This window comes from Actinomycetota bacterium (assembly GCA_018333515.1).
Classification (GTDB): domain Bacteria; phylum Actinomycetota; class Aquicultoria; order Aquicultorales; family Aquicultoraceae; genus Aquicultor.
In genome coordinates this window covers 1-23,971 of the sequence record JAGXSZ010000035.1, presented here as the reverse complement: position 1 = coordinate 23,971, position 23,971 = coordinate 1, and the positions used below count along the sequence as shown (strand labels likewise).

At 54.6% G+C, this 23,971-nt stretch carries 40 protein-coding genes; 2 read left to right on the top strand and 38 right to left on the bottom strand.

Annotation, left to right across the window (positions count from 1 at the left end):
* Position 1: 1 nt before the first annotated feature.
* Together dnaJ and hrcA are read right to left on the bottom strand one after the other, a co-directional pair.
* On the bottom strand, positions 2-1,141 hold the full coding sequence (gene dnaJ, locus KGZ93_09935) for a molecular chaperone DnaJ (protein ID MBS3909920.1): 1,140 nt from the start codon (positions 1,139-1,141) through the stop codon (positions 2-4).
* 158 nt (positions 1,142-1,299) lie between these two features.
* A complete protein-coding gene (hrcA, locus tag KGZ93_09930) occupies positions 1,300-2,322 on the bottom strand; it encodes a heat-inducible transcription repressor HrcA (protein ID MBS3909919.1) in 1,023 nt (340 codons plus the stop codon).
* 190 nt (positions 2,323-2,512) lie between these two features.
* Between hrcA and KGZ93_09925 the strand changes: the two genes are divergently transcribed.
* Positions 2,513-2,761 carry a ribbon-helix-helix protein, CopG family gene (locus KGZ93_09925; protein MBS3909918.1) on the top strand — a complete coding sequence of 83 codons (249 nt, stop codon included), beginning with the start codon at positions 2,513-2,515 and terminating at the stop codon, positions 2,759-2,761.
* On the top strand, positions 2,758-3,156 hold the full coding sequence (locus tag KGZ93_09920) for a type II toxin-antitoxin system VapC family toxin (protein MBS3909917.1): 399 nt from the start codon (positions 2,758-2,760) through the stop codon (positions 3,154-3,156). Before KGZ93_09925 ends, KGZ93_09920 begins: the two co-directional genes overlap by 4 nt.
* A 59-nt stretch (positions 3,157-3,215) precedes the next feature.
* On the opposite strand, the gene truA is transcribed toward KGZ93_09920, so the two are convergent.
* The 36 genes from truA to KGZ93_09740 all read right to left on the bottom strand — a co-directional run.
* On the bottom strand, positions 3,216-3,992 hold the full coding sequence (gene truA, locus KGZ93_09915; protein ID MBS3909916.1) for a tRNA pseudouridine(38-40) synthase TruA: 777 nt from the start codon (positions 3,990-3,992) through the stop codon (positions 3,216-3,218).
* A gap of 125 nt (positions 3,993-4,117) precedes the next feature.
* The gene (locus KGZ93_09910) at positions 4,118-4,921 is read right to left on the bottom strand and encodes an energy-coupling factor transporter transmembrane protein EcfT (protein MBS3909915.1); all 804 of its coding nucleotides are present in this window, start codon (positions 4,919-4,921) and stop codon (positions 4,118-4,120) included.
* Positions 4,918-5,775 (bottom strand): energy-coupling factor transporter ATPase, encoded by an 858-nt coding sequence (locus KGZ93_09905; protein ID MBS3909914.1) that lies wholly within the window; start codon positions 5,773-5,775, stop codon positions 4,918-4,920. The genes KGZ93_09910 and KGZ93_09905 overlap by 4 nt, the downstream gene beginning before the upstream one ends.
* Positions 5,769-6,587 carry an energy-coupling factor transporter ATPase gene (locus tag KGZ93_09900; protein ID MBS3909913.1) on the bottom strand — a complete coding sequence of 273 codons (819 nt, stop codon included), beginning with the start codon at positions 6,585-6,587 and terminating at the stop codon, positions 5,769-5,771. The genes KGZ93_09905 and KGZ93_09900 overlap by 7 nt, the downstream gene beginning before the upstream one ends.
* A 117-nt stretch (positions 6,588-6,704) precedes the next feature.
* A complete protein-coding gene (rplQ, locus tag KGZ93_09895) occupies positions 6,705-7,055 on the bottom strand; it encodes a 50S ribosomal protein L17 (protein ID MBS3909912.1) in 351 nt (116 codons plus the stop codon).
* 12 nt (positions 7,056-7,067) lie between these two features.
* The gene (locus tag KGZ93_09890; protein ID MBS3909911.1) at positions 7,068-8,000 is read right to left on the bottom strand and encodes a DNA-directed RNA polymerase subunit alpha; all 933 of its coding nucleotides are present in this window, start codon (positions 7,998-8,000) and stop codon (positions 7,068-7,070) included.
* A gap of 188 nt (positions 8,001-8,188) precedes the next feature.
* Positions 8,189-8,806 (bottom strand): 30S ribosomal protein S4, encoded by a 618-nt coding sequence (rpsD, locus tag KGZ93_09885; GenBank protein MBS3909910.1) that lies wholly within the window; start codon positions 8,804-8,806, stop codon positions 8,189-8,191.
* A 3-nt stretch (positions 8,807-8,809) separates the two neighbouring features.
* Positions 8,810-9,205: a 30S ribosomal protein S11 gene (gene rpsK, locus KGZ93_09880; GenBank protein ID MBS3909909.1), complete on the bottom strand. Its 396-nt coding sequence runs from the start codon at positions 9,203-9,205 to the stop codon at positions 8,810-8,812.
* An 89-nt stretch (positions 9,206-9,294) separates the two neighbouring features.
* Positions 9,295-9,666, bottom strand: a complete 372-nt coding sequence (gene rpsM / locus KGZ93_09875; protein ID MBS3909908.1) for a 30S ribosomal protein S13 — start codon at positions 9,664-9,666, stop codon at positions 9,295-9,297.
* 93 nt (positions 9,667-9,759) lie between these two features.
* Positions 9,760-9,873 carry a 50S ribosomal protein L36 gene (gene rpmJ / locus KGZ93_09870; GenBank protein MBS3909907.1) on the bottom strand — a complete coding sequence of 38 codons (114 nt, stop codon included), beginning with the start codon at positions 9,871-9,873 and terminating at the stop codon, positions 9,760-9,762.
* 31 nt (positions 9,874-9,904) lie between these two features.
* On the bottom strand, positions 9,905-10,126 hold the full coding sequence (gene infA, locus KGZ93_09865; protein ID MBS3909906.1) for a translation initiation factor IF-1: 222 nt from the start codon (positions 10,124-10,126) through the stop codon (positions 9,905-9,907).
* A gap of 217 nt (positions 10,127-10,343) precedes the next feature.
* Positions 10,344-11,090 carry a type I methionyl aminopeptidase gene (gene map / locus KGZ93_09860; GenBank protein ID MBS3909905.1) on the bottom strand — a complete coding sequence of 249 codons (747 nt, stop codon included), beginning with the start codon at positions 11,088-11,090 and terminating at the stop codon, positions 10,344-10,346.
* Positions 11,087-11,734 carry an adenylate kinase gene (locus KGZ93_09855; GenBank protein MBS3909904.1) on the bottom strand — a complete coding sequence of 216 codons (648 nt, stop codon included), beginning with the start codon at positions 11,732-11,734 and terminating at the stop codon, positions 11,087-11,089. Before KGZ93_09855 ends, map begins: the two co-directional genes overlap by 4 nt.
* 60 nt (positions 11,735-11,794) lie before the next feature.
* The gene (gene secY / locus KGZ93_09850; GenBank protein ID MBS3909903.1) at positions 11,795-13,063 is read right to left on the bottom strand and encodes a preprotein translocase subunit SecY; all 1,269 of its coding nucleotides are present in this window, start codon (positions 13,061-13,063) and stop codon (positions 11,795-11,797) included.
* Positions 13,060-13,506, bottom strand: coding sequence for a 50S ribosomal protein L15 (gene rplO / locus KGZ93_09845; protein MBS3909902.1), 447 nt, complete (start codon positions 13,504-13,506; stop codon positions 13,060-13,062). The genes secY and rplO overlap by 4 nt, the downstream gene beginning before the upstream one ends.
* Positions 13,507-13,698: 192 nt before the next feature.
* Positions 13,699-13,881: a 50S ribosomal protein L30 gene (rpmD, locus tag KGZ93_09840; GenBank protein ID MBS3909901.1), complete on the bottom strand. Its 183-nt coding sequence runs from the start codon at positions 13,879-13,881 to the stop codon at positions 13,699-13,701.
* A gap of 42 nt (positions 13,882-13,923) precedes the next feature.
* On the bottom strand, positions 13,924-14,430 hold the full coding sequence (gene rpsE / locus KGZ93_09835; GenBank protein MBS3909900.1) for a 30S ribosomal protein S5: 507 nt from the start codon (positions 14,428-14,430) through the stop codon (positions 13,924-13,926).
* Between the two features lie 81 nt (positions 14,431-14,511).
* Positions 14,512-14,877 carry a 50S ribosomal protein L18 gene (rplR, locus tag KGZ93_09830; protein MBS3909899.1) on the bottom strand — a complete coding sequence of 122 codons (366 nt, stop codon included), beginning with the start codon at positions 14,875-14,877 and terminating at the stop codon, positions 14,512-14,514.
* A gap of 106 nt (positions 14,878-14,983) precedes the next feature.
* On the bottom strand, positions 14,984-15,520 hold the full coding sequence (gene rplF, locus KGZ93_09825) for a 50S ribosomal protein L6 (GenBank protein MBS3909898.1): 537 nt from the start codon (positions 15,518-15,520) through the stop codon (positions 14,984-14,986).
* A gap of 125 nt (positions 15,521-15,645) precedes the next feature.
* Positions 15,646-16,044, bottom strand: coding sequence for a 30S ribosomal protein S8 (gene rpsH / locus KGZ93_09820; GenBank protein MBS3909897.1), 399 nt, complete (start codon positions 16,042-16,044; stop codon positions 15,646-15,648).
* A gap of 114 nt (positions 16,045-16,158) precedes the next feature.
* On the bottom strand, positions 16,159-16,344 hold the full coding sequence (locus KGZ93_09815; protein MBS3909896.1) for a type Z 30S ribosomal protein S14: 186 nt from the start codon (positions 16,342-16,344) through the stop codon (positions 16,159-16,161).
* Between the two features lie 26 nt (positions 16,345-16,370).
* A complete protein-coding gene (rplE, locus tag KGZ93_09810) occupies positions 16,371-16,904 on the bottom strand; it encodes a 50S ribosomal protein L5 (protein ID MBS3909895.1) in 534 nt (177 codons plus the stop codon).
* Between the two features lie 230 nt (positions 16,905-17,134).
* Complete coding sequence (rplX, locus tag KGZ93_09805) at positions 17,135-17,461, bottom strand: 50S ribosomal protein L24 (protein MBS3909894.1); 327 nt, start codon at positions 17,459-17,461, stop codon at positions 17,135-17,137.
* A gap of 14 nt (positions 17,462-17,475) precedes the next feature.
* The gene (gene rplN, locus KGZ93_09800) at positions 17,476-17,844 is read right to left on the bottom strand and encodes a 50S ribosomal protein L14 (GenBank protein ID MBS3909893.1); all 369 of its coding nucleotides are present in this window, start codon (positions 17,842-17,844) and stop codon (positions 17,476-17,478) included.
* A gap of 88 nt (positions 17,845-17,932) precedes the next feature.
* Positions 17,933-18,190, bottom strand: coding sequence for a 30S ribosomal protein S17 (gene rpsQ / locus KGZ93_09795; protein MBS3909892.1), 258 nt, complete (start codon positions 18,188-18,190; stop codon positions 17,933-17,935).
* Positions 18,191-18,330: 140 nt separating this feature from the next.
* Entirely contained in the window at positions 18,331-18,540 is a 210-nt protein-coding gene (gene rpmC / locus KGZ93_09790) for a 50S ribosomal protein L29 (protein ID MBS3909891.1), read from the bottom strand.
* 1 nt (position 18,541) lies between these two features.
* The gene (gene rplP / locus KGZ93_09785) at positions 18,542-18,964 is read right to left on the bottom strand and encodes a 50S ribosomal protein L16 (GenBank protein ID MBS3909890.1); all 423 of its coding nucleotides are present in this window, start codon (positions 18,962-18,964) and stop codon (positions 18,542-18,544) included.
* Positions 18,965-18,986: 22 nt separating this feature from the next.
* Positions 18,987-19,703 (bottom strand): 30S ribosomal protein S3, encoded by a 717-nt coding sequence (rpsC, locus tag KGZ93_09780; GenBank protein MBS3909889.1) that lies wholly within the window; start codon positions 19,701-19,703, stop codon positions 18,987-18,989.
* Complete coding sequence (rplV, locus tag KGZ93_09775) at positions 19,704-20,069, bottom strand: 50S ribosomal protein L22 (protein ID MBS3909888.1); 366 nt, start codon at positions 20,067-20,069, stop codon at positions 19,704-19,706.
* Positions 20,070-20,192: 123 nt separating this feature from the next.
* The gene (rpsS, locus tag KGZ93_09770) at positions 20,193-20,474 is read right to left on the bottom strand and encodes a 30S ribosomal protein S19 (protein ID MBS3909887.1); all 282 of its coding nucleotides are present in this window, start codon (positions 20,472-20,474) and stop codon (positions 20,193-20,195) included.
* A 75-nt stretch (positions 20,475-20,549) separates the two neighbouring features.
* Positions 20,550-21,374, bottom strand: a complete 825-nt coding sequence (rplB, locus tag KGZ93_09765) for a 50S ribosomal protein L2 (protein ID MBS3909886.1) — start codon at positions 21,372-21,374, stop codon at positions 20,550-20,552.
* 69 nt (positions 21,375-21,443) lie between these two features.
* The gene (gene rplW, locus KGZ93_09760) at positions 21,444-21,731 is read right to left on the bottom strand and encodes a 50S ribosomal protein L23 (protein ID MBS3909885.1); all 288 of its coding nucleotides are present in this window, start codon (positions 21,729-21,731) and stop codon (positions 21,444-21,446) included.
* Positions 21,728-22,351 carry a 50S ribosomal protein L4 gene (rplD, locus tag KGZ93_09755; GenBank protein ID MBS3909884.1) on the bottom strand — a complete coding sequence of 208 codons (624 nt, stop codon included), beginning with the start codon at positions 22,349-22,351 and terminating at the stop codon, positions 21,728-21,730. The genes rplW and rplD overlap by 4 nt, the downstream gene beginning before the upstream one ends.
* A gap of 2 nt (positions 22,352-22,353) precedes the next feature.
* Complete coding sequence (rplC, locus tag KGZ93_09750; protein MBS3909883.1) at positions 22,354-22,989, bottom strand: 50S ribosomal protein L3; 636 nt, start codon at positions 22,987-22,989, stop codon at positions 22,354-22,356.
* Between the two features lie 115 nt (positions 22,990-23,104).
* Complete coding sequence (gene rpsJ / locus KGZ93_09745) at positions 23,105-23,413, bottom strand: 30S ribosomal protein S10 (GenBank protein MBS3909882.1); 309 nt, start codon at positions 23,411-23,413, stop codon at positions 23,105-23,107.
* A gap of 189 nt (positions 23,414-23,602) precedes the next feature.
* A partial coding sequence (locus tag KGZ93_09740) for an elongation factor Tu (protein MBS3909881.1) occupies positions 23,603-23,971 on the bottom strand: 369 nt, incomplete at its 5' end.

The following is a 23,971-nucleotide window of genomic DNA, read 5'->3' as shown; positions in this document are numbered from 1 at the left end:
CCTACTTTGCGCCGAACGCGTCTTTTATGCGCCCGAGAATGCCGCCCGACGACTCCTGGACATCGTGGCCGAGTTCGCGGGCAAGCTCGTGGAGAAGCTCTTTCTGGCGGTCGGTGAGCTTGTGCGGCGTCTCGATGACGGCCTGGATTATTATATCGCCGCGAACATGATTCCTTAGGGACGGCACACCCTTGCCCTTGAGCTTAAAGGTGCTCCCCGTCTGGGTGCCCGCCGGTATTTTGAGTGTTTCAAAACCTTCCAGGGTCGGGATTTGAACATCGGTTCCGAGAGCGGCCTGCGGGAAGGTAATCGGGTAATGGCAGAAGAGGTTGTTACCCTGGCGCTCGAATATCGAGTGCGGCCTAACGTTTATCATTACATAGAGGTCGCCGGCGCGGCCGCCGCGCACGCCCGCCTCGCCTTTGCCCGAGAGTTTCATCGTCATACCGTTGTCGATGCCCGCCGGAACCTCGACCTTTAACTTCTCATGGACCGGTTTTCTACCCTGGCCGTTACAATCGCCGCAGGGGTTGGTGATTATCTTGCCGGCGCCTTTACACTTAGCGCACGGGGCCGAGCGGACAAACGTGCCGAAAACGGTCCTCTGTTCGCTGCGGATTTCGCCTAAACCGTTGCAGCTCGCGCACGTCTCGGGAGAGGTCCCCGCCTTGACGCCGCTGCCGCCGCAAGTATCGCACGATACGAGCCGCGCTATTTCGACCTCTTTGTCGGCGCCGAATACCGCTTCCTCGAAATCGACGGTCATCTCGAGACTTAAATCAGACCCGCGCTGGGCGCCGGTCTTGGCCCCGCCCGTATTGCGCTGCCAATCCCCGAAGAACATCCCAAAAACATCGCCGAAAGCCGATTCGAAATCGCCGAAACCGCTAAAATCACCGGCGTTGCCGAACGCCGGGCCGCCTTTGGCGGAGCCGTACATATCGTAATTACGACGCTTATCGGGGTCGCTCAAAACCTCGTAGGCTTCATTGACCTCTTTAAACATCGCCTCGGTATTGGGCTCGTCCTTGTTTACGTCGGGATGATACTTCCTGGCCAGCCTGCGATAGGCTTTCTTTATCTCGTCCTGCGTCGCGTTGCGCGACACACCTAACATCTCGTAAAAATCTTTTTGGGACATACCTACCTCATCACTCGTCATAATCTAATAATTTAACGTCGTTATCTATATCGAAGCTATTCGCAACTTCTTATTATAGCGCAAAATGCGCGTTCTATCTCGAACTTTTGCCCTTTCGGGCGGATATTTCAGCCGGGAGGGATTTCGCCGCGCGCCCCTTACGACCTCAGCTCGACGAGAGCCTTGCTGAGTTTATCGGATATCAACTCGACGACCGATATGGCCCGCGAGTAATTCATCCGGGTCGGGCCGATGATGCCGAGCGTGCCCTGGGTCTCGTTGTCGAGCTGGTAGCCGCTCGTGATAATACTGCAGCCCCGCATATCGTCGTCGGTATTCTCGGAGCCGATTCTAACGAGCACCTTGCGCGTCCTGACCGAGTCTTCCAGCCACTGCATCAAACGATACCCCTGCTCGATGGCGTTGAGCAGCGAGTGGACCTTCGACAGTTCTTCAAACTCGGGTTGCCCGTAGATGCCGGCCGTCCCGCTCAAAAAGACGCGTTCGCGCTCATCGCTCTCGATGATATCGAGTATCGCGTTTATCACGGTCGACGCGGTACGGAACGCGTCCCGGTCGGGCAGGGTCAAAGTATCCTTCAGCGCGGAGATGCCGGTACTGTCTAGTCCCTGGAGCTTCTCATTTAAGAAACGCTCTATCTCGCCCATCTCCCCGGCAAAAGGCTCCATGCTCACCGTTCGTTTCAAAACCTGGCCCTTGTCGGTTATGAGAACCAGCAGCACATGCCGCGGCGAAAGCGAGACGAGATCGATGTGCTTGAGCGTGCTCTTCTTAAACGACGGGGCGAGCGTGACCGCTATATAGCTGGTCACGTTGGATAGTATATGGGTCGTCTCTTTCATAAGCTCTTCCATCTCCATATTGATGGACGAGAAGAGCTTAACGATAGAGTTTTCCTCTTGGTGGGTCAGACCCGGCTTATCGGTTATGCCGTCGACATAGTACCGGTAGCCCATGTCGGTCGGGATGCGCCCGGCGGACGTATGCGGCTGGTGGAGGTACCCGAGAGCCTCGAGCGTAGCCAGCTCGTTTCGGACCGTGGCGGAGCTGACCCCGAGCTGGTACTTCTCCACAAGCTTTTGCGAGCTTACGGGCTCGGCCGTGAGAATGTACTCCTGTACGGCGACGTAGAGGATGGCTTTCTTTCTTGCATCGAGCATTTCAATCACTCCTAGCACTCTAAGACACAGAGTGCTAGAAAGAACGTACCACCTGACGAGGAGGGATGTCAAGGTGAAGAGGCGGCATCAATTTTGCACGTCAAGTAGAAGCAAGGCTGATTAGCTGGTAAGCCAAACTGAATATATGATATCATGATGCATAATGTGCTGTCATGAGAAAGGATATGCGATGGTTAGAACACAAGTTCAATTAACGAAAGAACAAATAGAGGCTCTAAAAAAGCTTGCGGGCAAGAAACATGTCTCCGTTGCCGAGCTGGTTCGCCGGGGTGTCGACATCGTAATTCGATCAGAAGCAGAGGTCTCGGGCGAAGAATTGAGACAACGAGCAATTTCCGCAGCCGGAAAGTTCAGATCGGGCAAACCCGACTTATCGACCGAGCATGATGAATACCTTGCCGAGGCGCTTGACTCATGAGCACCTTTATCGATACCTCGGCATTTCTAGCTATCCTCGGCGCCGACGATTTAAACCACGAAAAGTCCAAAGAAGCTTGGAAATATCTTGTTGGTCGAAAAGAAGCCCTTGTATGCAGCAATTACGTTTTAATTGAAACCTTTGCTTTAGTTCAACATCGTCTGGGAATTGAAGCGGTAATAACTTTCCAAAATGACGTGTTCCCCATCCTTACCATAGAGTGGGTGGATGAATTAAGCCATTTATCCGGGGTAGCGGCTGTTTTAGCTACAAGGCGAAAAAGGCTAAGTCTTGTCGATTGCGTAAGCTTTTCTGTTATGCGCAAGCTCGGAATCAATGTAGCGTTTACCTTTGACCGCCACTTTAAAGAGCAGGGGTTTAGGTGTATTCCCTAAGTTGCGCCCTCATCAGCTGTAAAGGCGCTTGGGAACCAGGATATCCATGTCGCCCGGGTTTAGTATTCCACTCTCACCAACGTGAGACCTTTCGCGGGGGCGGTTTGCCCCGCCCTGGCGCGCTCTTTGGCTTCGAGTATCGCGGGAATATCTTGCGGCGAGATATTGCCGAGGCCGGCGTCGATGGCGGTGCCGGCGATGATTCGCACCATGTTGTGCAAGAACGCGTGGGCGCGCACGCGCAGCATGACCAGCCCATCGAGCGGCTCCCCCGCCCAGACGATATTGTCGGAGCGCGCGCACGAGATATCGAGGATGGTGCGGACGGGATTGTCGAGCTTGGACGCGCTCAAGGTATTGCAGAAGCTCGTAAAATCATGGCGACCTTTGAGCTGCGCGACCGCTTCGTCCATAGCGGCGACATCGAGTTGGCGCGGCTCATAGCAGACGAACCGGTCGAAGAAGACTGAGCGGTAGGGCCGGTTGAGAACATAGTAGTGGTACTCGCGCCATTTGGGGTCGCGGCGCGCGTCGAAATCAGCGGAGACTTCAGCCGCGTCCTTGATGACGATGTCGTCCGGGAGAATGGCGTTGAGCGAATATGGGATGCGGCGGATGGACATATCGGATTCGGTGGTGAAGTTGACCACCTGGCCGAAGGCGTGGACACCGGTATCGGTGCGCCCGGCGGTGTTCGTCTCGACCGCCCCACCGAGAAGGGTCTGAATCGCGCGCTCGAGTTCGCCCTGGATCGTTCGTACTTCTTGCTTGGCTTGTTTCTGCCAGCCGCTAAAGCCGCCCCCGTCGTATTCGAGTGTGAGCCTGATGTTTCGCAATTGTGACCCCTGATATCGGTTTGACTATGACGTGATTCGCTTGGATTCGCTTGGTCATAATAATATCATGCCTGCCGGGGCCACTACTATCGGGGAGGAGACCGACTCAGAATAGCAAGTCTCAACTACACCAGCGGAAGCCGTCCGAACCAGGCCAGGCCCACAAAAACGGCTGTCACAGATATCAGGGTCAGCACATCTCGCCCCTTCATCTCAAGCCGGCGCATCCTCGTGCGACCTTCACCGCCGCGATAGGCGCGCGCCTCCATGGCTTCGGCGAGTTCGTCGGCGCGGCGAAAGACGCTTAAGAAGAGCGGGACCAAGACCGGGATGAAACTTCTCGCCCTGGTGACCGGGTTGGATGATTCGAAGCGCGCGCCTCGGGATGCCTGGGCTTTGACGATTTTATCGGTCTCGGCGGCGAGCGTCGGAATGAAGCGAAGCGCAATCGTCATCATCATCGCTATCTCATGCGCGGGGACGCGAACTTTTTTCAGCGGCGCGAGCAGCGACTCGATGGCGTCGGTCAGCTCGATAGGGGTCGAGGTCAGGGTGAGAAACGCGGCGCCCACGACCAGGATTACCAGCCTGATGCCGACGAGCGCACCCGAGCGCGCGCCGGGCAAGCTGATATGGAGCGGGCCCAACTCTATCCAGGGTTTAGCCCCGGTGAACAGATGTATGATGAAGGTGAACGCGAGCAGATATAGAAGCGGGCGCACCCCTTTGACGGCGAGCCGAATCGGCACCTTGCTCACCAAGGCCACCCCCACGATGAGAGCGGCGGCGGCGGCGAGACCCGAAAAATTGACAACCGCAAATACCGCTATCGTAAATACGAGCACCAACAATATCTTAACCCTGGGGTCGAGCGCGTGGACCGGCGAGTCGACCGGGTAGTATTCACCGATGGTCAGGCCGAACCTCAATTCGCACACCTCTCTTTGACGGCGGCGGCGACGCTTGCGACGACCGAGCGCATCGAGACACTGTCGGCTTCGATATCGAAGCCTTTTTCGCGCAACCTAAGGACGAGTTCCGCGGCTTTGGGGATATCTAAACCGATCTCTCTCAAGAAGCTCGCACGGGCAAAGATTCTCTCCGGTTTATCGTCGAGGACTATCTTGCCTTCGTTCAAGACGATGATGCGGCGGGCGGATTCGGCCACCTCATCCATGCTGTGCGTTACCATGAGAATCGCGACGCCTTCGTTGTTGAGACGGTCGAGGCAATCGAAGACGGCCTCCTTGCCGCAGGCGTCGAGGCCGCTGGTCGGCTCGTCGAGGACGAGAAAACGCGGGCGCATCGCGAGCACTCCCGCGATAGCGACGAGGCGCTGCTCGCCTCCGCTCAAGCTAAACGGCGACCTTTGCGCATAATGCGCGTAATCGAGCCCGACTTGGATTAGCGCATTCTCGACACGCGACGCGACCTCGGGGCCGGCCAAACCCTGCCGGCGCGGGCCGAAGCCGATATCATCGGCGACCGTATGCTCGAAGAGCTGGCTCTCGGGAAACTGAAAGATAAGCCCGATTTCGCGGCGCAGCTCCAGGGGACTCACATCGCTACCGACGCGTCTGCCCCGAAACGACAGAGAGCCGGATGTGGGGGTCAGCAGGCCGTTGAGGTGCTGGATGAGCGTCGATTTTCCCGAGCCGGTCGGCCCCACCAGAGCGACAAAATCACCCTCGGCAATCGTCAGGCTGATATCGGTGAGCGCGGTATGGGCCAGCGGTGTCCCGGGCAGGTATTCAAAGGTGACCTTTGCCATCTCTATCAACACAACGCGGCCACCAAATCGTCTACAGTGAGGATACTGTCGGGGATGTCGATTCCGGCCTGCTCCAGCCCGCGCGCGAGCAGGCGCGCTTTCGGCACACCGACGCCGAGGGAGGCTAAGGCATCGACGTCGGCGAAGACCGCTTGCGGCGCTCCGTCCATCGCTATAGTGCCCCCGGATAAAACGACGACCCTGCCGGCGAGCGCCGCTTCCTCGGGGATATGTGTTATGAAGATGACGGTTATCCCGTAGTCGCTATTGAGCCGCCGCGTGGTCCCCACTATCTCTTCGCGTCCCCTGGGGTCGAGCATCGAAGTCGCCTCGTCGAAGACGAGATACTTAGGTCTCATCGCCAGCGCTCCGGCGATGGCGACGCGCTGCTTCTCTCCCCCGGAAAGGAGATGCGGGTCGAAGTGGGCGAAGTCGCGCATGCCGACGGCCGCGAGCGCCTCATCGACGCGCGCCCTTATCTCAGCCGGTTCGCACCCCAGGTTCTCCGGCCCGAAAGCGACGTCTTCCTCGACCCGCGACGCGATAATCTGGTTGTCCGGGTTCTGGAAGACCATGCCGACCCGCCGGCGGATACGCCAGACGGCGCTCCTGTCGACGGTCGAGATGCCGTCGACGAGCACCTCGCCGCGCGACGGCGCAAGGAGCCCGTTTATCAGGCGCGCCAAGGTCGATTTGCCCGAGCCGTTATGGCCGAGAATCGCGACGAACTCGCCGTCTTCGATGGTTAGGCTGATATCTTTTAGCGCGTTTATTTTGTTTTCATCATCGCCGTAGTCGAACGAGACGTTTTTGAACTCGACCATTACCTAACCTCGGGAATCGCTCCCAAAACAACAAAGGCAAAAGCATTATCGCTCTTGCCTTTACCTTAGCATATTTAGAATTAACCTATACGTCCAAAATCATATATCCGCGCCCTGTTAGACCAATTCGATAAGGGCCATGGGAGCGGCGTCGCCCTGGCGCGGGCCGAGTTTTAGAATCCGCGTATAGCCGCCGTTTCGCTCGGCGAAGCGCGGGCCGACCTCCGCGAAGAGTTTGTGGACCGTGTCTTTGTCGCCGAGCTTCGCCAGTGCCTGCCTTCTTGCATGCAAGTCACCGCGCTTGCCCAGCGTGATCATCTTCTCAACCGCCGGCCGTACCTCTTTCGCCTTCGCTTCGGTCGTCTGAATCCGCTCGTGGATTATGATTTGTCGCACCAAACCGGATAATATCGCCTCTCTGTGGCGAGCACTGGTTCCGATTTTTCTTCCCTTTTTCGCGTGTCTCATTCCTATCTCCTACTAGCTAGACTTTAGCGCAAGACCCAGGTCTTTCAGCTTTTCTTTGACTTCTTCGATCGATTTCGCGCCAAAATTTCTTATCTTAACGAGATCGGCTTCATTCAGCTCGACGAGTCCCTGCACCGTGTTGACGCCCTCCCGCTTTAAGCAATTGTATGAACGCACCGACAGCTCGAGGTCCTCGATGGGCGAGTCGAGCGTCCTGTCTCGCTCGTTGACATCGGTCACAAAAATCGGCGCGGACGAGAACTCGATGGCCTGCTCCATGAAAAGGTTCATGTGGTCGTTGACGATTCTAGCGGCGACACTGACTGCCTCAAAAGGCGATATGCTGCCGTTCGTCTCGACTTCGAGGATGAGTTTGTCGAAATCGGTCCGCTGCCCGACGCGCGTGTTCTCGACAGAGTAGGTCACCTTTTTGGTCGGGCTGAATATCGAGTCTACCGGCAATACGCCAATCGCGTCCGACGCCCTCTTGTTCCGCTCGGCCGATACGTAACCGCGCCCGTGCTCGACAACCATCTCTACCTCTAATTTGCCGTCATCGTTAAGAGTGGCGATATACAGGTCGGGATTTATGACCTCGACATCAGCCGGATATTCTATGTCCGCGGCGGTTACTTCCTTCGGACCTTTCGCATTAATCCGCAGGGTCGCCGGCCCATCGCCGTGGAGCCTTAACACCGTCTCTTTGAGATTGAGGATGATATCGGAGACATCTTCCCTTACCCCTTTGATAGTGCCGAACTCATGTGCCACACCCTCGATTTTCACCGATGTTATCGCGGCACCCGGTAGAGATGACAATAAAACTCTTCTTAGCGAATTGCCTAAGGTATAACCGAAGCCTCTTTCCAGCGGCTCGACACTAAAGCGAGCGGCATTTTCTCGCGCCTCTTCCGCGGAGATACTCGGCTTACGGATATCTAACATTAATATATTCCTCCTTAGCAACCGTCACTTTATTATTAGCATTCTGCTTTTCGCTGCCGGCAATCCACTCGTAGCAATGAGCTGCCGCGCTCTTCGATTTGCTTAACCAGCGTCCCGTCAAAAGTCTCTTACCCCAAGACCATGCGATCCTACCTATAGCCGTAGACCGGCATCCCGTAGGTTTAAGATTACTTCGAGTAAAGCTCGACGATCATCTTCTCTTGAACCGGAATATCGATATCTTGGCGTGTCGCCAACCCGGTTACTTTTGCGGTCAGGTTCTTATAATCCACGTCGAGCCACGGCGGTACCGCCGCCTTGTTGACCGACTCCGCCGCGTCTTTCATGCGCGCGATATTCCCGGCCACGGCTATCACGTCGCCCGGTTTTACGCGGAACGAAGGGATATCTACTTTGCGGCCGTTGACTGTGATGTGACCATGGCGCACGTCCTGACGTGATACCGCGCGCGAAAACGCAAATCCCATGCGATAGACAACGTTGTCGAGACGGCTCTCAAGGATTTGGAGCAAGTTCTCGCCGGTGATGCCCTTGGTCTTAGCGGCGAGTTCATAGTAGTTGCGGAATTGCTTCTCCAAAACGCCATATATCCGCTTTGTCTTTTGCTTCTCGCGCAACTGCAGATAGTACTCTGAATCTTTACGCCTGCCGCGACCGTGCTCGCCCGGCGGATATGGGCGTCTCTCGATCGCGCACTTGTCGGTCAAACACTTATCGCCCTTTAAGAAGAGCTTTTGCATCTCTCTTCTGCATAATTTACAGACAGGACCGGTATATCTTGCCATAGCCTACACTCTTCTCCTTTTTCTAGGGCGGCAGCCGTTATGCGGCACCGGCGTCACGTCGGTGATTCCGGCGACTTCCAAGCCGTTCGCCTGTAAGGTCCTGATTGCGGTCTCACGACCGGCGCCCGGACCCTTCACATAAACATCCACCCTCTTCATTCCGTGCTCTTGCGCTTTTTTAGCGACAGCTTCCGCCGCCACCTGAGCGGCAAACGGCGTACTCTTACGAGACCCCTTGAAACCCGAGGCGCCCGCGCTCTGCCAAGCTATAGTATTGCCCTGTTGGTCGGTGATTGTGACAATCGTGTTGTTAAACGTGCTCTGTATATGGGCAGCGCCATGTACGATGTTCTTGCGCTCTCTGCGCTTTACTCTTGTGACCGTCTTTTTCTTAGCCAAGAAGCTCTAACCTCCTTACGTGTGAATCACAAATTCGATTTTGGAACGAATACCATCGATATCCGAATCCCTCACTTTTATTACACTATCTATTTCTTACGCTTTGCGCCGACGGCTCTGCGCGGACCTTTTCGAGTGCGCGCATTGGTATGTGTCCGTTGCCCGCGAACGGGTAGACCCCGGCGGTGTCTCAAGCCGCGATAACATCCTATCTCCATAAGACGTTTGATGTTCTGAGACACTTCGCGACGCAGGTCACCCTCGACCTTGAGGTTCTTGTCGATGTACTCACGAAGCCTGATAACCTCTTCTTCGGTCAGATTGCGCACCCTCGTATCGACGCTAATGGCTGAACCCGCCAAAATCTCACGAGCTTTCGAAAGACCGATACCATAAATATATGTTAAGCCTATCTCGACTCTCTTCTCTCTTGGCAGATCAACGCCTGCTATACGTGCCAAATCCTTAAACCTCCTCCAAACAGCTCAAACTCTAAAATATCGAAATGCGTCCGGCGCCGCCATGAAAACGGCGCCCTCTTGCCCGGCAGCTAATTACCCCTGGCGCTGCTTGTGGCGCGGGTTCTCACAAATCACCAAAACCCTGCCGTGCCTCTTTATTATCTTGCACTTCTCACATATGCGTTTTACAGATGGTCTTACTTTCATTTCTTCCTCCAAACGACACGAGTTCTACCGACTACTTGAACCTATAGACTATACGCCCCCTGGTCAAATCGTAGGGCGACAGCTCGACTACCACCCGGTCCCCCGGCAGAATACGGATATAATGCATTCGCATCTTACCTGAGATATGCGCGAGCACTTTATGGCCGTTATCGAGTTCGACCCGAAACATCGCATTTGGTAAAGGCTCGATTACCTTGCCTTCGACTTCTATCGCGTCTTCTTTTCTTGGCACCGCTTACTTACCCCCACTGGGCCTATTGCTACAACTCACAGGACCGCCCGGTTAGTTTACCCTCCGGGCTCCCGCCCTCACATCGCTAGCTTGGGGCAGCGAGTCATTAGCCGCCGCCGCTATAGCTATATATCCTCACGAAGATAAGACGAAAGATATCGTTTATCTTTGGTGTCTAACCACAAAAATACATTATATCAAAAGATAATTACTCCGTCTACAGTACCGTCAATAAGACCGGTTCTTCTCGCGTAATCGCCACCGTATGCTCAAAGTGCGCCGAGAGCGTGCGGTCGGCGGTGACGACCGTCCATTCGTCCCGCAATATCTCGACCTTGTAACCGCCGATATTGACCATCGGCTCGATTGCAAAGACCATTCCCGCCTGCAATCTCGGACCCTTGCCCGGTGAGCCGAAGTTCGGAATTTGCGGCTCTTCGTGCATCTCGCGCCCAATCCCGTGCCCGACGAATTCCCGGACGACCGAATACCCTGCCGCCTCGACCCTCGTCTGAATGGCATGCGAGACATCATAGAGATAGTTGCCCTCGACGCACTTCGCGATTGCGTCTTCGAGCGAGCGCTTCGTGACGTCTATCAGTCTCCGCGCCTCGACCGATATCTCGCCGACCGGAAATGTCGCGGCGGCATCGGCATAATAACCATCGACTTCCGTGCCCACGTCGATGCTGATTATATCCCCTTCCTGTAACCTTCTCTTGCCGGGGATCCCATGGACTACGACTTCATTGAGCGAGGCGCAGATAGAGGCGGGAAATCCCTTGTAACCCTTGAAAGCGGGTCTCGCGCCGCTTTCGCGGATGAACTCTTCCGCCGCCGCGTCGAGTTGTTCCGTCAGCACTCCGGGTTCTATCTTTTTTTCAATGAACTCCAGGGTCTTCGCGACTATACGGCCGGCACGCCGCATCGTAGCGATTTCATCCGCACTTTTCTTTATGATCATACCTTCGCCTTAAGGGCGGTGTTTATCTGGTCGAATACCTCGTTCACCGACTTTGCTCCGTCGATGTCGATGATGATACCTTGTTTTGAATAATACTCGATAAGCGGTGAGGTCTGGTTGTGATACACATCGAGGCGATTCTTGACCGTCTCGTCGTTATCGTCCGCGCGCTGATAGAGTTCGCCGCCGCACTCGCATACGCCCTCGGTCGCCGGGGGTTTGAACATCATATGGTATGGACGCTGGCAAGCCTTGCATATACGCCTGCCGGTCAACCTGCCGAGTAGCTCCTCGTCCCCAACGACTATATTTACAACCGCGTCGATGTTTTTACCCATCGTTTTAAGCGCTTTGTCGAGTTCGTCGGCTTGTCCGACCGTCCGCGGGAATCCGTCGAGTAAGAAGCCTTTCTCGCAATCGGGCTCCACGATACGATCCCGGACTATTCCAACGACGACCTCATCGGGTACTAGCGCGCCTTTAGTCATATATTCCTGCGCCTTAAGACCCATCTCGGTGCCGTTTTTTACAGCGGCCCTGAGCATGTCGCCGGTCGAGATATGGACCAAACCATACTCCTTGACGATTCCCTCGGCCTGCGTTCCTTTTCCCGCTCCGGGAGGTCCCAATAATATTACGTTCACATTTGCTCCTTTCTCTTTATAGCTAGCCGCTATCCTTTAGCCGCTCTCCGCCGGCGGCGGCTATTTCTTCAAGAAGCCGTCATAGTGCCGCATTAAAAGCTGCGACTCTATCTGGCGCATCGTCTCCAACGCGACACCGACCATAATCAAAAGCGAGGTGCCGCCGAAATTCTGGCCGGTGAAGAACGGTATGTTAAATAACCCGCCGATGATTGTCGGCACGACCGCGACCATCGCCAGGAAAAACGCTCCGGGAAGCGTGATTCTGGTCAACACGCGGTCGAGGTATGTGGCGGTCGGCTTTCCGGGGCGAACGCCCGGTATGAAGCCGCCGTACTTCTTCATATTGTCCGAGATGTCTATCGGATTGAAAATGATAGCCGTATAGAAATAGGTGAAGAATATTACCAACACCGCGTAGGCGGTCAGATAAACCCCGCCGTTCGGGTCGAGCAGCCGGTCCACCGTGCGCGCAAAGCCGCCTGGGAAGAACTGTGTAAATGTCGCCGGGAACAACAATACCGACGAGGCGAAGATGATAGGAATAACACCGGCGGAATTGACCTTGAGCGGTATATAAGTGCTCGACCCGCCGTATACCTTTCTCCCCACGACTCGCTTGGCATATTGAACCGGTATTCTCCGCTGGGCGCGCTCGACAAATATGATTCCGACGACGATGCCGAGCAAGATGACGACTAGCCCGATTACCATTAAGGCGCCTCCGGTCTGGCTCGTCGCGACTATGCCTTCCGGCAGTCGGGCGATGATGCTGGCGAAGATCAATATAGACATGCCGTTTCCGATGCCGCGCTGGGTGATAAGCTCGCCGAGCCACATGACGAGAGCGGTTCCCGCAACCAACGTTATGACTATCAGCGCTTTATCGCCGAAGCTAAACGGCGGCGCGCCGAAATCCCTCAGCGCCCGCTCGAAGAAGACCGTTAAGCCTATGGAGTTGACCGTTGCCAGAACGAGCGTAAGATAACGCGTATACTGGGTTATCTTACGCTGCCCTACCTCGCCCTCTTTCGCCCATTGGCCAAGCGTCGGAATGACGATGGTCAATAGCTGCATGATAATGGAGGCCGTGATATACGGCATGATGCCTAGCGCGAAGATGGCGAAATTCGATAGGGCGCCGCCCGCGAATAAATCCAAGAACCCGAGGAGAGGCGTCTGCGCAAAAAGGTCCTTCAGTGCGCCCACATCGACACCGGGAACCGGAATGTGCGCGCCGAAACGATAGACGGCCATCATCGCCAGAGTAAAATAGATGCGTCTTTTTAAATCCGGTACTTTAAAAGCGTTTGCTACGGCTTCTATCATTTGAGACTCTCTGCCTTTCCGCCGGCTCTTTCAATTTTGGTAATCGCTGTGCCGCTAAATTGATTGGCTTTGACTGTCAGCGCTTTTGTGATCTCCCCGCGCCCCAGTACCTTGACCGGCATATCCGCCTTTTTGACTAATCCCGCCTGCTGCATACTCGCCGCATCGACGATTGCGCCGCTTTCGAATATATTCAATTGTTCGATATTGACGAGTGAATATACCTTCTTAAAACGGTTCTTAAATCCGGGTAATTTCGGTAATCGTCTATATATCGGTGTTTGACCACCTTCAAAGGCTGCGCCTTTGCCGCCGCCGGAACGGGACTTCTGTCCTTTTGTTCCGCGAGTAGCGGTCTTGCCGTGCCCGGAACCCGGACCCCGTCCAACCCTTTTTTTCTTCTTCACAGCACCCGGAGCGGGTGACAGCTCGTGTAACCGCATCGCTGTAATCCTCCTAAAAATTTGACACAAAACTTAACTCGGCACGCTACGGCCGGGTTTTATGCTAACCACCATTACGTAATTATAATTGCACTAAAACTCTATTACCAGGCCTAATTGTCGTTTTTGAAGCTCCTTCAAAAACCATGCCGTCAACCGGTCGCAGCGTAACCTAATTCTCGCGCAGGGCTATTAGCCGACCTCTTCTACTTCCAAGAGATGCCTGACTTTGTTGATCATGCCCCTGATTTCCGGCCTGTCCTCGTGCTCAACGGTGTGCCTGAGCCTCTTTAGGCCCAATGCGCGAATCGTCTTTTTTTGCATAACGTTACGGCCAATCGCGCTTCTGACCTGAGTTACCTTTAGTTTAGCCAACGTACTTCCTCCCAATCGGCCTCGTGTCGCCAATTACTTCCGTTATTTTCCGAGTATTTCATCGAGAGTTTTTCCACGCAATGCGGCGACCTCTTTCGGGGTCTTCAGAGACTTCAAGCCCGTTACCGTGGCGCGCAACATGTTAATCGGGTTTTGCGTACCCAATGATTTGGTCAAGATGTCGTCTATGCCCGCTAGTTCGAGAACGGCTCTTACCGGGCCGCCCGCGATAACACCGGTACCCTCGGAAGCCGGTTTGAGAAGGACTCGCCCGGCCCCAAAGACACCGACAACCTCATGCGGTATTGTCGAGCCGTGCAACGGGACGCGAAAGAGGTTCTTTTTGGCATCCTGGACGCCTTTAGTGATTGCGACCGGCACTTCGCGGCCTTTGCCGAAACCTATGCCGACATGGCCGTTGCGGTCGCCTACGACTACGAGCGCGCTCAGACTAAACCTGCGACCGCCCTTGACGACCTTCGAGACCCTGTTGATATTTACTACCTTTTCCTCGAGTTCAAGCTCTTCCGGATTAATCTTCTTCTTCACGCATTTCCCCCTTACCTATCAGAAATCACACTATCGTCGCATTTGTAAATCGTTTACTGCTAGATAGCCCAACTAGTCCTCTTAAAATTTCAGGCCCGCTTCACGGGCGGCATCCGCCAACGCTTTGACGCGGCCGTGATAGAGAAACCCGCCCCTGTCGAAGACGACGGTCTCGATCTTCTTTTCGAGCGCCCTCTTGGCGATGAGTTCGCCGACCTTCTTCGCGGCCTCTATATTGCCGCCGGTCTTCAACGACTTCAACTCCTTATCGGCCGTTGACGCCGCGACCAACGTTACACCCTCCGTATCGTTGATAATCTGGGTGTATATATGGTTGGTGCTGCGGAAAACCGCCAAACGAGGCCTGTCTTCCATGCCGAATACGTTCTTGCGCACCCTTTGGTGTCTTCTCAACCTCGCAATTAGCTTTTCTGCTGTCTTGCCCATTATCTGCCTCCACGAATTTTTATCTTACAGTGCCGCCGCCTTTTCCGCGAACCCGGCGCGCAAAGGGCCGGGCGTTTTATGCGGCCGGCGGCCGACACATCGCTACCTACTTAGCGGTCTTACCGACTTTTCTCCTGATATACTCGCCTTCGTATTTGATTCCTTTGCCTTTATATGGCTCCGGTTTACGGACGCTTCGAATATTGGCCGCAATCTCGCCCACGACCTGCTTGTTTGGGCCCTTCACGATAATCCTGGTCGGAACCGGCACTTCGAATTCGATTCCATCGACGGCTTTGATCAAGACCGGGTGCGAATATCCAATGGCAAGCTCTACATCATCGTCTTTTTTTGTGGCCCGATATCCGACACCGACTATCTCAAGCGTCTTGGAGAAGCCCTCGCTTACCCCGACGACCATATTCGAGACGAGAGTCCTGGTCAATCCGTGAAGCGCCCGGTGCAGCTTGCTATCGGACAGCCTTGTAACAGTTATCACGCCATCTTCCAAACCGACCTTGATACCGGGAGCGATCTTCTCTGACAACTCGCCCTTTGGCCCTTTGGCCTTGACCTCTGTCGGCTCTATCTTTACCTCGACCCCAGCCGGCACGGCTATCGGCATTTTACCAATCCTTGACACTTTTAACCTCCAACAAAATAGTCCCATGTCGCTAGTCGCAAGTCCCCAGTCCCTCAAGGACTATGTTTTTTACCCACGCCTCGACCGGCGACGTGGGACGCGGGACAGTAGCACAACCACCGCTATTACCAGACGTAGCAGATGACTTCTCCGCCCAGGCCCGCTTTTTTCGCCTCGCGCCCGGTCATAATCCCTCTCGATGTCGAAATAATCGCGATTCCCAGACCGCCCAACACCCTCGGAACTTCTTCTTTTTTAGAGTAAACCCTGAGACCCGGCTTACTAATGCGCTTAATGCCTGTTATTACGCGCTCACGTTCCGGCCCATAGCTCATCTTAACTTTGATGAAATCGAAACCGTCGTTCTTAACAACTTCATAATCTTTTACATAGCCCTCATCTTTGAGAATTCGGGCTATCTCTTTCTTCATCTTAGAAGCTGGAATCTCAACGGCTTCATGATAGGCCCTGTTTGCGTTTCGTACGCGTGTCAGCATATCAGCAATAGGGTCCGTCATTGTCATATTGCTTCCTCCTTATCCAACCGGCAGCTACCTATCGGGTTACTGTTGCCTTGTAGCTTTCGCCGACTGCAACCTTTCAACCATACTCTCTACCGACCACTGTGGTCGGTTATCCTACCAACTTGCTTTTGTCACGCCTGGAATCTCACCCTGATGGGCCAATTCTCTCAGACAAATACGGCAGAGCCCGAACTTGCGGAAATATCCGCGCGGTCTACCACATCTCGAACAGCGATGGTACTCACGTACTTTGTATTTCTGCCTCCGCTGCTGTTTCGCTATCATCGATTTCTTAGCCAATGAAAGACCTCCGTCCTTACGTTTCTCTATTTCTCTCGGAACGGGAATCCGAAACGCTTCAAGAGCGCTCGTCCCTCCGCATCCGTTGTCGCCGTAGTCACAATCGTGATATCCATACCACGAATTTTATCTATCTGGTCGTAATCTATCTCCGCAAATATGAGCTGCTCGGTTACGCCGAACGAGTAGTTCCCCCTGCCGTCGAACGACTTTGGCGAAAGACCGCGGAAATCCCTTATCCTCGGCAGCGCTGTCGAAAGCAGCCTATCGAACATCTCGTACATGCGGTCGCCTCTGAGTGTTACCTTTACGCCGACCGGCATGTTCTCGCGGAGCTTAAACCCGGCAATCGATTTCTTAGCCTTCCTGATTATGGGCTTTTGCCCGCCGATAATCGTTAGGTCCGCAATCGCGCCGTCCATCGCTTTCGCGTTTTGCGTAGCCTCGCCGACACCCATATTGATAACGATCTTCTCCAGTTTCGGAACCTCCATCGGGTTCTTAAGGCCCAACTCTTCCTGAAGGCCGGCGAGTATCTCGTTCTTATAGAATGTTTTCATCCGCGGGATAGGCTTCGGGCCCGCCGCTACCTCGGAGCCGGCTTTCGCCTTCGCCGCTTTCGGTTTTTCTTCCTTTGTCTTTTCTTCTTTTGTCTTCTTGCTTTTTGGCTCTGCCATCTATACCTCTCCTCTAGTCACTGGTTCCTGGTTCCTAGCCTGTTGTCTCGTACGGTTCAAGCCGATTCCGACCGGCCCTAACCAGGCACGAGAAACTAGTCGCCAATCACTAGTTATGCCTTATCTATGTCCCCTTCGCACTTCCGGCAGGTTCTCACCTTTTTACCGGAATCCGCGACTCTCACCCCAGCCCTGGTCGCTTGAGCGCAACTCGGGCAAATAATCTGCACGTTCGATACGTGAATAGGCGCTTCTCTCTCTTGTATCCCGCCTTGCGGCACCTTTTGCGTCGGCCGCGTGTGGCGTTTTATCATCGCGATGCCCTCGACAACGAGCCTGTTTTCGTCGGGCAAAGCGAAGAGAACTTTGCCTTTTTTGCCCTTGTCTTTGCCGGTTATAACTTGAACTTTATCGCCTTTTCTTATAGGCAGCTTAGGCATTTCTTCCTCTCCTTTTACAATACTTCCGGCGCCAATGAGACGATCTTCATAAAATTGCTGTCCCTTAGCTCCCTTGCAACCGGTCCGAATATTCGGGTTCCTTTGGGATTTCCCGTTTCGTTTATGATGACCGCGGCGTTATCGTCGAATCTGACATAACTGCCGTCTTTGCGGCCTATCGGCTTCTTTGTCCGTACGACGACCGCCCTGATTACTTCACCCTTCTTGACCGTACCGCCGGGGATAGCAACCTTTACCGCGCCGATGATGATGTCGCCGACCGACGCATAGCGACGCCGTGATCCACCTAGAACCCTGATGCAGAGGATTTCCCTCGCTCCGGTGTTGTCGGCAACTTTTAATCTCGACTCCTGTTGGATCATCTTTGGATTTCCTTCCTTCCAAATCGCCGCCCACCTTTATCTCCGCAGTATCTGCGTCCGGGTCAAGGGCTGCGGCTCAAGTTTACAACTACTTCGCTCGCTCTAAAATATTGACTACCCGCCATCTCTTGGTCTTGCTCAACGGCCGCGTCTCCATTATCTCAACCGTATCGCCGACTTTTGCTTCATTCGCTTCGTCGTGCGCTTTAAACTTGGTCGTTTGTTTAATAGTCTTTTTGTACAGCGGATGCCTCACCGTCGCCTCGACCGCTACCGTCGCGGTCTTGTCCATAGAATCGCTCACGACCTTGCCGATTCTAACCTTCCGCCTTCCTCTTTCCTCCATCAAAACCTCCATATAAGACATCTGTCTTTATCTACCGGACTTTCAGCCTGCGGCCGCCAGGCAACTCTTCCTTTGTCGTTCGACCGTATCGCCGGTCCAATGTGCCCGCAAGCCGACCGCTCAAAGCCGACAGCTACGGCTTAACTCGCCGCTATCTTAGCCTCTATCTCGCGCTCCATACGGACTGTTTGGATACGCGCGATGTCTCTCTTGGCATCTTTGATTTTCATCGGATTATCTAGCTGCCCGGTGGCCAACTGGAAGCGCAGGTTGAAAAGCTCCTCCTTCGCGTCTTTCAGCTTTTGAACCAACTCGTCATCGGTCAAATCTCTGTACTTCTCAGCCTTCACTCTATTCACCACCTAACTCTTCTCTTACGATAAACTTGCATTTGATCGGCAATTTGTGAATCGCCAGCCTGATTGCCTCTTTCGCGACCGGCTCGGCGACACCCGCCAGCTCGAACATTACCCGGCCCGGTTTGATAACCGCGACCCAGTGCTCGGGCGAGCCCTTACCGCTACCCATGCGGGTCTCGGCCGGCTTCTCCGTCACGGGCTTGTCCGGAAAGATATTGATCCAGACCTTACCGCCCCTCTTGATATAGCGGGTCATAGCGATACGAGCCGCCTCTATCTGGCGATTTGTGACCCAGCCCGGCTCGAGTGCCTGTAATCCGAAATCGCCGAAATTTATCTTGTCGCCGCCTTTGGCGCGACCTTTCATCCTACCCCTGTGAACTTTCCTATGTTTAACCCTCTTTGGTAACAGCATAATACTATCCCTCTTTAACAGATTACCTAGCTGGACTTTGCTTTCTCGGTCTGCGCGGCCTTTCCTGCCTCGGAGAGACCGGCGCTTCCTTCTCCGCCTGTGAAGCGTACTGTCCCGGCAAAAGATCGCCCTTGTATACCCACACCTTGATGCCTATGCGACCGAATGTCGTCTTGGCTTCGGAAACTCCGTAATCTATGTTCGCGCGCAGTGTGTGCAGCGGCACCCGGCCTTCGCGGTACCACTCGGTACGGGCCATCTCGGAACCGCCTAGCCGCCCGGCGCACTGGATTTTAACGCCCTGGGCGCCACTCTTCATCGCCTGGGTGACCGCCTTTTTCATGGCGCGCCTGAAACCTACACGGGCTTGGAGCTGCTCGGCCACGCTCTGGCTGATAAGTATCGCGTCCAGCTCCGGCCTTCTTACCTCTTCGATGTTGATTTGGATCTGCTTGCCGGTCAACTTCTCGAGGTCGGCCCTGAGGACATCGACTTCCGCGCCGCGCTTGCCGATGACAATACCCGGCCTGGCCGTATGGATGTCGACCTTTACGCGGTCTCCGGCGCGCTCTATCTCAATCTTTGAAAGCGCCGCGCGTGCCAGCTTTTTGTCCAACATCTTTCTAATATTCAAGTCCTCGCTGAGGTACTTGTTGAAATCCTTCGTTGCGAACCAGCGTGAGCGCCAATTCTCCGTGATGCCTATTCTGAGCCCGCGAGGATGGACTTTTTGCCCCATTTAACCCTCCTTTTCCGTCACGACTACCGTGATGTGACTGCTTCTTTTCCTGACCCTAAATGCCCGGCCCATCGCTCTGGGCCTGATTCTCTTTAGGGTGGGACCCTGATTTGCATATGCTTCCGAGACATATAGCCTCGTCCGGCTTATGCGCAAATTTTTCTCCGCGTTCGCCACAGCCGAATCCAAAACCTTGTTTATCAGACGTGCCGCACCCTTCGGCGAGAACCTCAACATCGCGGATGCTTGCTCCACATCTTTGCCCCTGATAAGGCTGATTACCTGCTGCGCCTTTAGGGGTGAGACCCTCACGAATTTAGCGACGGCTCTCGTTGAATTACCCTGGTTTTCTGCCGCTTTCGCCATTATTACCTCCACACAAGTTCATAGCTCATAGTTCTCGATTCATAGCTCCTCATCCTTAGCTCATTAGCCCCGGATTGCGGAGTATGAACTGTAAACTATGAACTATGAACAAACGTCTCTTACCTACCTTAACCTCGTCGACCTCTCCTGGCCGGCATGGCCTCTAAAAGTCCTCGTCGGCGCAAACTCTCCAAGCTTATGGCCGACCATGCTCTCCGTTACATAGACAGGCACGTGACGACGCCCGTCATGAACCGCTATGGTGTGGCCGACCATTTCAGGAAAGATGGTCGAAGCGCGCGACCAGGTCTTTACGACCCGCTTCTCGTTCCTCTTGTTCATCTCCTGAATCCTGCCGAAGAGCCTTGCCTCGACATATGGTCCCTTCTTAAGTGACCTTCCCACTGTTCAGCCTCCAATCATACAACCATAATTAGCTACCGGCACCCGGCTATCCGCCGAATCACCGGAGTTAGCGATCTATCTCTTGCGGCCCTTGATGATATACTTGTCGGACTGAGTATTCCTTCTCGTCCGATATCCCAGCGTAGGCTTACCCCACGGAGTTACGGGATGGCGACCCGAGGTCGCCTTACCCTCGCCGCCGCCATGCGGGTGATCGACCGGGTTCATCGCTGTCCCTCGAACTGTCGGGCGCTTTCCGAGCCAGCGATTACGGCCGGCCTTTCCTATGCTAATAAGTTCGTGCTCGGCATTGCCTACCTGGCCGATAGATGCATAGCAGTCGAGGTGGACCATCCTTACCTCACTCGACGGCAGTCTCAAGTGGGCATAGTCGCCTTCCTTCGCCATCAGCTGGGCCGATGAGCCCGCCGAACGCGCGAGTTGGCCGCCCTTGCCCGCTTTGAGTTCGATATTATGGACGATGGTGCCGAGCGGTATCTTCCGCAGCGGCAAGGCATTCCCTATTTTGATATCCGCGTCAGGACCCGCCATTATCGCGTCGCCGACCTTTATCTTGAGCGGGGCGAGGATATAGCGCTTCTCGCCGTCGGCGTAGAATAGCAAGGCTATCCGGGCCGAGCGGTTCGGGTCGTACTCGATTGCGGCGACTTTGGCCGGTATGCCGAACTTGTTGCGCTTAAAGTCGATAATCCGATAACGCCTCTTATGGCCGCCGCCTTTGTGGCGCGTCGTTATGCGACCGTTGTTATTCCGACCGGAACTCTTCGTGTTCTTTACCACTAAGCTCTTTTCCGGCTTACTCTTAGTTATCTCCTCGAAATCGGAGACCGTCTGAAACCGTCTCCCCGCCGAGGTAGGCTTATATTTCTTGATTCCCATCGCTTTTTTCTCCTCATTTCTCACCGGCACTTATCGCTTGCCGATAGCATATTTCTTAGAAGTTTGAAGCTAACGTGCTTCGAAAATCTCGATGCCGTCACCCTCGCGCAGGGTGACTACCGCTTTCTTCCACGCGCGCGTCATGCCGAATGTCCTGCCTTGGCGCCGTACGCGACCCCGCACCGTTACGGTGTTGACCGCGGTCACATGGACCTTGAATATCTCTTCCATCGCCTGCCTGATCTCCTCTTTACACGCCGTCTTCGCTACTTCGAACGTGTACTTGTTCTTCTCGATTTGAGCGTAGCTCTTCTCGGAGACTACCGGGCGAATTATTACATCTCGTGGATCTTTCATCTAGCCAGACCCTCCTCTACCGCGTTGAATGCGACCCTCGTCATCACGATAAACTCGTTGTCGAGAAGGTCGTAGGCGTTAATCTCCGAACTGTAGATGACACGCATGCCCTCGATGTTGCGGATTGACATGACTTCGTTATCCTGGTCAAGCCCGACCACGACCGTCGTCTTCGCATTAATCTCAAGGTTCTTTAAAATCTCGATCGCGTCCTTGGTCTTCGGTCCGGTCAAGCCAAAATCATCGACGATGACGAGCTTGCCGTCCCGGGCCTTCATCGAGAGAATCGATTTCAGAGCCAGGCGGCGCATCTTCTTCGGAACATTAAACGAATAGTCGCGGGGCTTTGGCCCGAAGACCGTTCCGCCGCCTACCCAATGAGGCGCCCGTATGCTTCCGATACGCGCCCTGCCGGTTCCTTTCTGTCGCCATGGTTTGCGGCCGCCGCCGCGAACCTCAGCCCTCGTCTTAGTGTTAGCGGTTCCACTACGAGCCCCCGCCAACTGTCCTCTGATGACCTGGTGGACAACAGCCTCGTTGAGCTTTACCTCAAAGACCTCGGGACTAGCATCGAGTTCCTCTATCGTTTTACCTTCTTTATCACGGACTGGTATCTTCACCGTTACTCCTTTTTCGACTTCCCGGATTCCTTCAGCATGACCAGGCTGCCTTTCGCGCCCGGAATGGCTCCCTTGAGCAGGACTATGTTCTGCTCCGGGTCGACCCTGACAATCTCCAGGTTCATGCTGGTAATCCTCTTGTTTCCCATCTGCCCCGCCATCTTCGTTCCCTTTGTGACACGCGAAGGTGTGGCGGCGGCGCCTATGGAGCCCCCAGACCTATGGAAGTGCGAACCGTGGCTTGCGGGCCCTCCGCTAAACCCGTGTCGCTTGATGACGCCTTGAAACCCTTTACCTTTGGAGACCCCGACGACATCGGCGCGCTCGCCGGCCTCGAATATCTCCGCTGTCAACATCGCGCCGGGCTTGTATCCTGTCGAGTCGTCGACCCTGACCTCCGCCAGGTAGCGCTTTAGAGACAATTTGTGCTTGGCAAAGTGCCCTTTTTGCGGCTTGTTAGCCTTGCGTTCCGGAATATCCTCAAATCCTATCTGAATCGCGGAATATCCATCGCTTTGTTCTGTCTTAACCTGAGTGACAACGCACGGGCCCAATTCTACTACCGTCACCGGAACCAACCGGTCACCTTCGATAAACACCTGCGTCATCCCCAGTTTTTTTCCAAGTAATGCCTTCATCTTCTACCTCGCACCAATATTTATCCGCTCATACAACATCCATTACTCACGGCTTTTAGTATCTTAGTGGTTAACATAAGCCTTCGCTATCGATAACAACTAACTACTAACCGCTCTAGAGCTTAATCTCGATATCGACACCGGCCGGAAGATCCAGCCTCATCAACGAATCCACGGTCTTGGGTGTCGGGTCGAGAATGTCAATCAACCTCTTGTGAGTCTTCATCTGAAAATGCTCACGCGAGTCCTTGTTGACATGCGGCGACCTGATCACCGTGTACAAGCTTCTTTCAGTCGGCAGAGGAATCGGGCCCGCTACTCTAGCGCCGGTCCTCTGAGCCGTGTCGACGATTTTTTTCGCCGACTGATCGACAACCTCGTGATCATAAGCTTTCAGCCTGATACGAATTTTCTGTGTTGCCATACTTCCTCCATATTTACCGATCCCGGGACCCAGAGCCGGATTGGGAGCCGGGGCCTTCCCGGTGCTCCGTCTCCGACCTTTTAAATCTTTCAATACCGCCGCGCAAACAAATCCGTCTGGGCCGCGGGTACCTGCTCATTCACAGATATCGACTTGTGAAAGTTCCGCGCGGCGGCGTACATGCTCAACCTACTTCGTAATAGCGGTTATCTTGCCGGCGCCGACGGTGCGGCCGCCCTCGCGAATGGCGAAGCGCAAGCCGTCTTCCATGGCGATGGGGGTGATAAGCTCTATCGAGAGTTCGACGTTGTCTCCGGGCATTACCATCTCGGTTCCTTCCGGCAGGGTCGCGACTCCGGTCACGTCGGTCGTGCGGAAGTAGAACTGCGGGCGGTATCCTTGGAAGAAGGGGGTGTGGCGTCCGCCCTCTTCTTTGGTTAGGATGTATACCTTGGCGGTAAAGACCGTGTGCGGGGTGATGGACTTAGGCTTCGCCAAGACCTGGCCGCGCTCGATGTCGTCGCGGGCCACCCCGCGAAGGAGGACGCCCACGTTGTC

Excerpts from the sequence above, each read along its gene's own strand:
- rplV (MBS3909888.1), bottom strand. The coding sequence starts at position 20,069 with ATGGCGAAAGCGGCAGAAAACCAGGGTAATTCAACGAGAGCCGTCGCT.
- rplB (MBS3909886.1), bottom strand. The coding sequence starts at position 21,374 with ATGGGAATCAAGAAATATAAGCCTACCTCGGCGGGGAGACGGTTTCAG.
- rplE (MBS3909895.1), bottom strand. The coding sequence starts at position 16,904 with ATGAAAACATTCTATAAGAACGAGATACTCGCCGGCCTTCAGGAAGAG.
- KGZ93_09920 (MBS3909917.1), top strand. The coding sequence starts at position 2,758 with ATGAGCACCTTTATCGATACCTCGGCATTTCTAGCTATCCTCGGCGCC.
- secY (MBS3909903.1), bottom strand. The coding sequence starts at position 13,063 with ATGATAGAAGCCGTAGCAAACGCTTTTAAAGTACCGGATTTAAAAAGA.
- rpsD (MBS3909910.1), bottom strand. The coding sequence starts at position 8,806 with ATGGCAAGATATACCGGTCCTGTCTGTAAATTATGCAGAAGAGAGATG.
- rplQ (MBS3909912.1), bottom strand. The coding sequence starts at position 7,055 with ATGAGACACGCGAAAAAGGGAAGAAAAATCGGAACCAGTGCTCGCCAC.
- rplO (MBS3909902.1), bottom strand. The coding sequence starts at position 13,506 with ATGCGGTTACACGAGCTGTCACCCGCTCCGGGTGCTGTGAAGAAGAAA.
- map (MBS3909905.1), bottom strand. The coding sequence starts at position 11,090 with ATGATCATAAAGAAAAGTGCGGATGAAATCGCTACGATGCGGCGTGCC.
- rpsJ (MBS3909882.1), bottom strand. The coding sequence starts at position 23,413 with ATGGCAACACAGAAAATTCGTATCAGGCTGAAAGCTTATGATCACGAG.
- rplN (MBS3909893.1), bottom strand. The coding sequence starts at position 17,844 with ATGATCCAACAGGAGTCGAGATTAAAAGTTGCCGACAACACCGGAGCG.
- rpsH (MBS3909897.1), bottom strand. The coding sequence starts at position 16,044 with ATGACAATGACGGACCCTATTGCTGATATGCTGACACGCGTACGAAAC.
- rpsC (MBS3909889.1), bottom strand. The coding sequence starts at position 19,703 with ATGGGGCAAAAAGTCCATCCTCGCGGGCTCAGAATAGGCATCACGGAG.
- rplW (MBS3909885.1), bottom strand. The coding sequence starts at position 21,731 with ATGAAAGATCCACGAGATGTAATAATTCGCCCGGTAGTCTCCGAGAAG.
- rplX (MBS3909894.1), bottom strand. The coding sequence starts at position 17,461 with ATGCCTAAGCTGCCTATAAGAAAAGGCGATAAAGTTCAAGTTATAACC.
- dnaJ (MBS3909920.1), bottom strand. The coding sequence starts at position 1,141 with ATGTCCCAAAAAGATTTTTACGAGATGTTAGGTGTGTCGCGCAACGCG.
- hrcA (MBS3909919.1), bottom strand. The coding sequence starts at position 2,322 with ATGCTCGATGCAAGAAAGAAAGCCATCCTCTACGTCGCCGTACAGGAG.
- rplC (MBS3909883.1), bottom strand. The coding sequence starts at position 22,989 with ATGAAGGCATTACTTGGAAAAAAACTGGGGATGACGCAGGTGTTTATC.
- rplP (MBS3909890.1), bottom strand. The coding sequence starts at position 18,964 with ATGCTGTTACCAAAGAGGGTTAAACATAGGAAAGTTCACAGGGGTAGG.
- KGZ93_09890 (MBS3909911.1), bottom strand. The coding sequence starts at position 8,000 with ATGTTAGATATCCGTAAGCCGAGTATCTCCGCGGAAGAGGCGCGAGAA.
- rpmJ (MBS3909907.1), bottom strand. The coding sequence starts at position 9,873 with ATGAAAGTAAGACCATCTGTAAAACGCATATGTGAGAAGTGCAAGATA.
- KGZ93_09925 (MBS3909918.1), top strand. The coding sequence starts at position 2,513 with ATGGTTAGAACACAAGTTCAATTAACGAAAGAACAAATAGAGGCTCTA.
- rpsQ (MBS3909892.1), bottom strand. The coding sequence starts at position 18,190 with ATGGAGGAAAGAGGAAGGCGGAAGGTTAGAATCGGCAAGGTCGTGAGC.
- KGZ93_09900 (MBS3909913.1), bottom strand. The coding sequence starts at position 6,587 with ATGGTCGAGTTCAAAAACGTCTCGTTCGACTACGGCGATGATGAAAAC.
- rplR (MBS3909899.1), bottom strand. The coding sequence starts at position 14,877 with ATGGGCAAGACAGCAGAAAAGCTAATTGCGAGGTTGAGAAGACACCAA.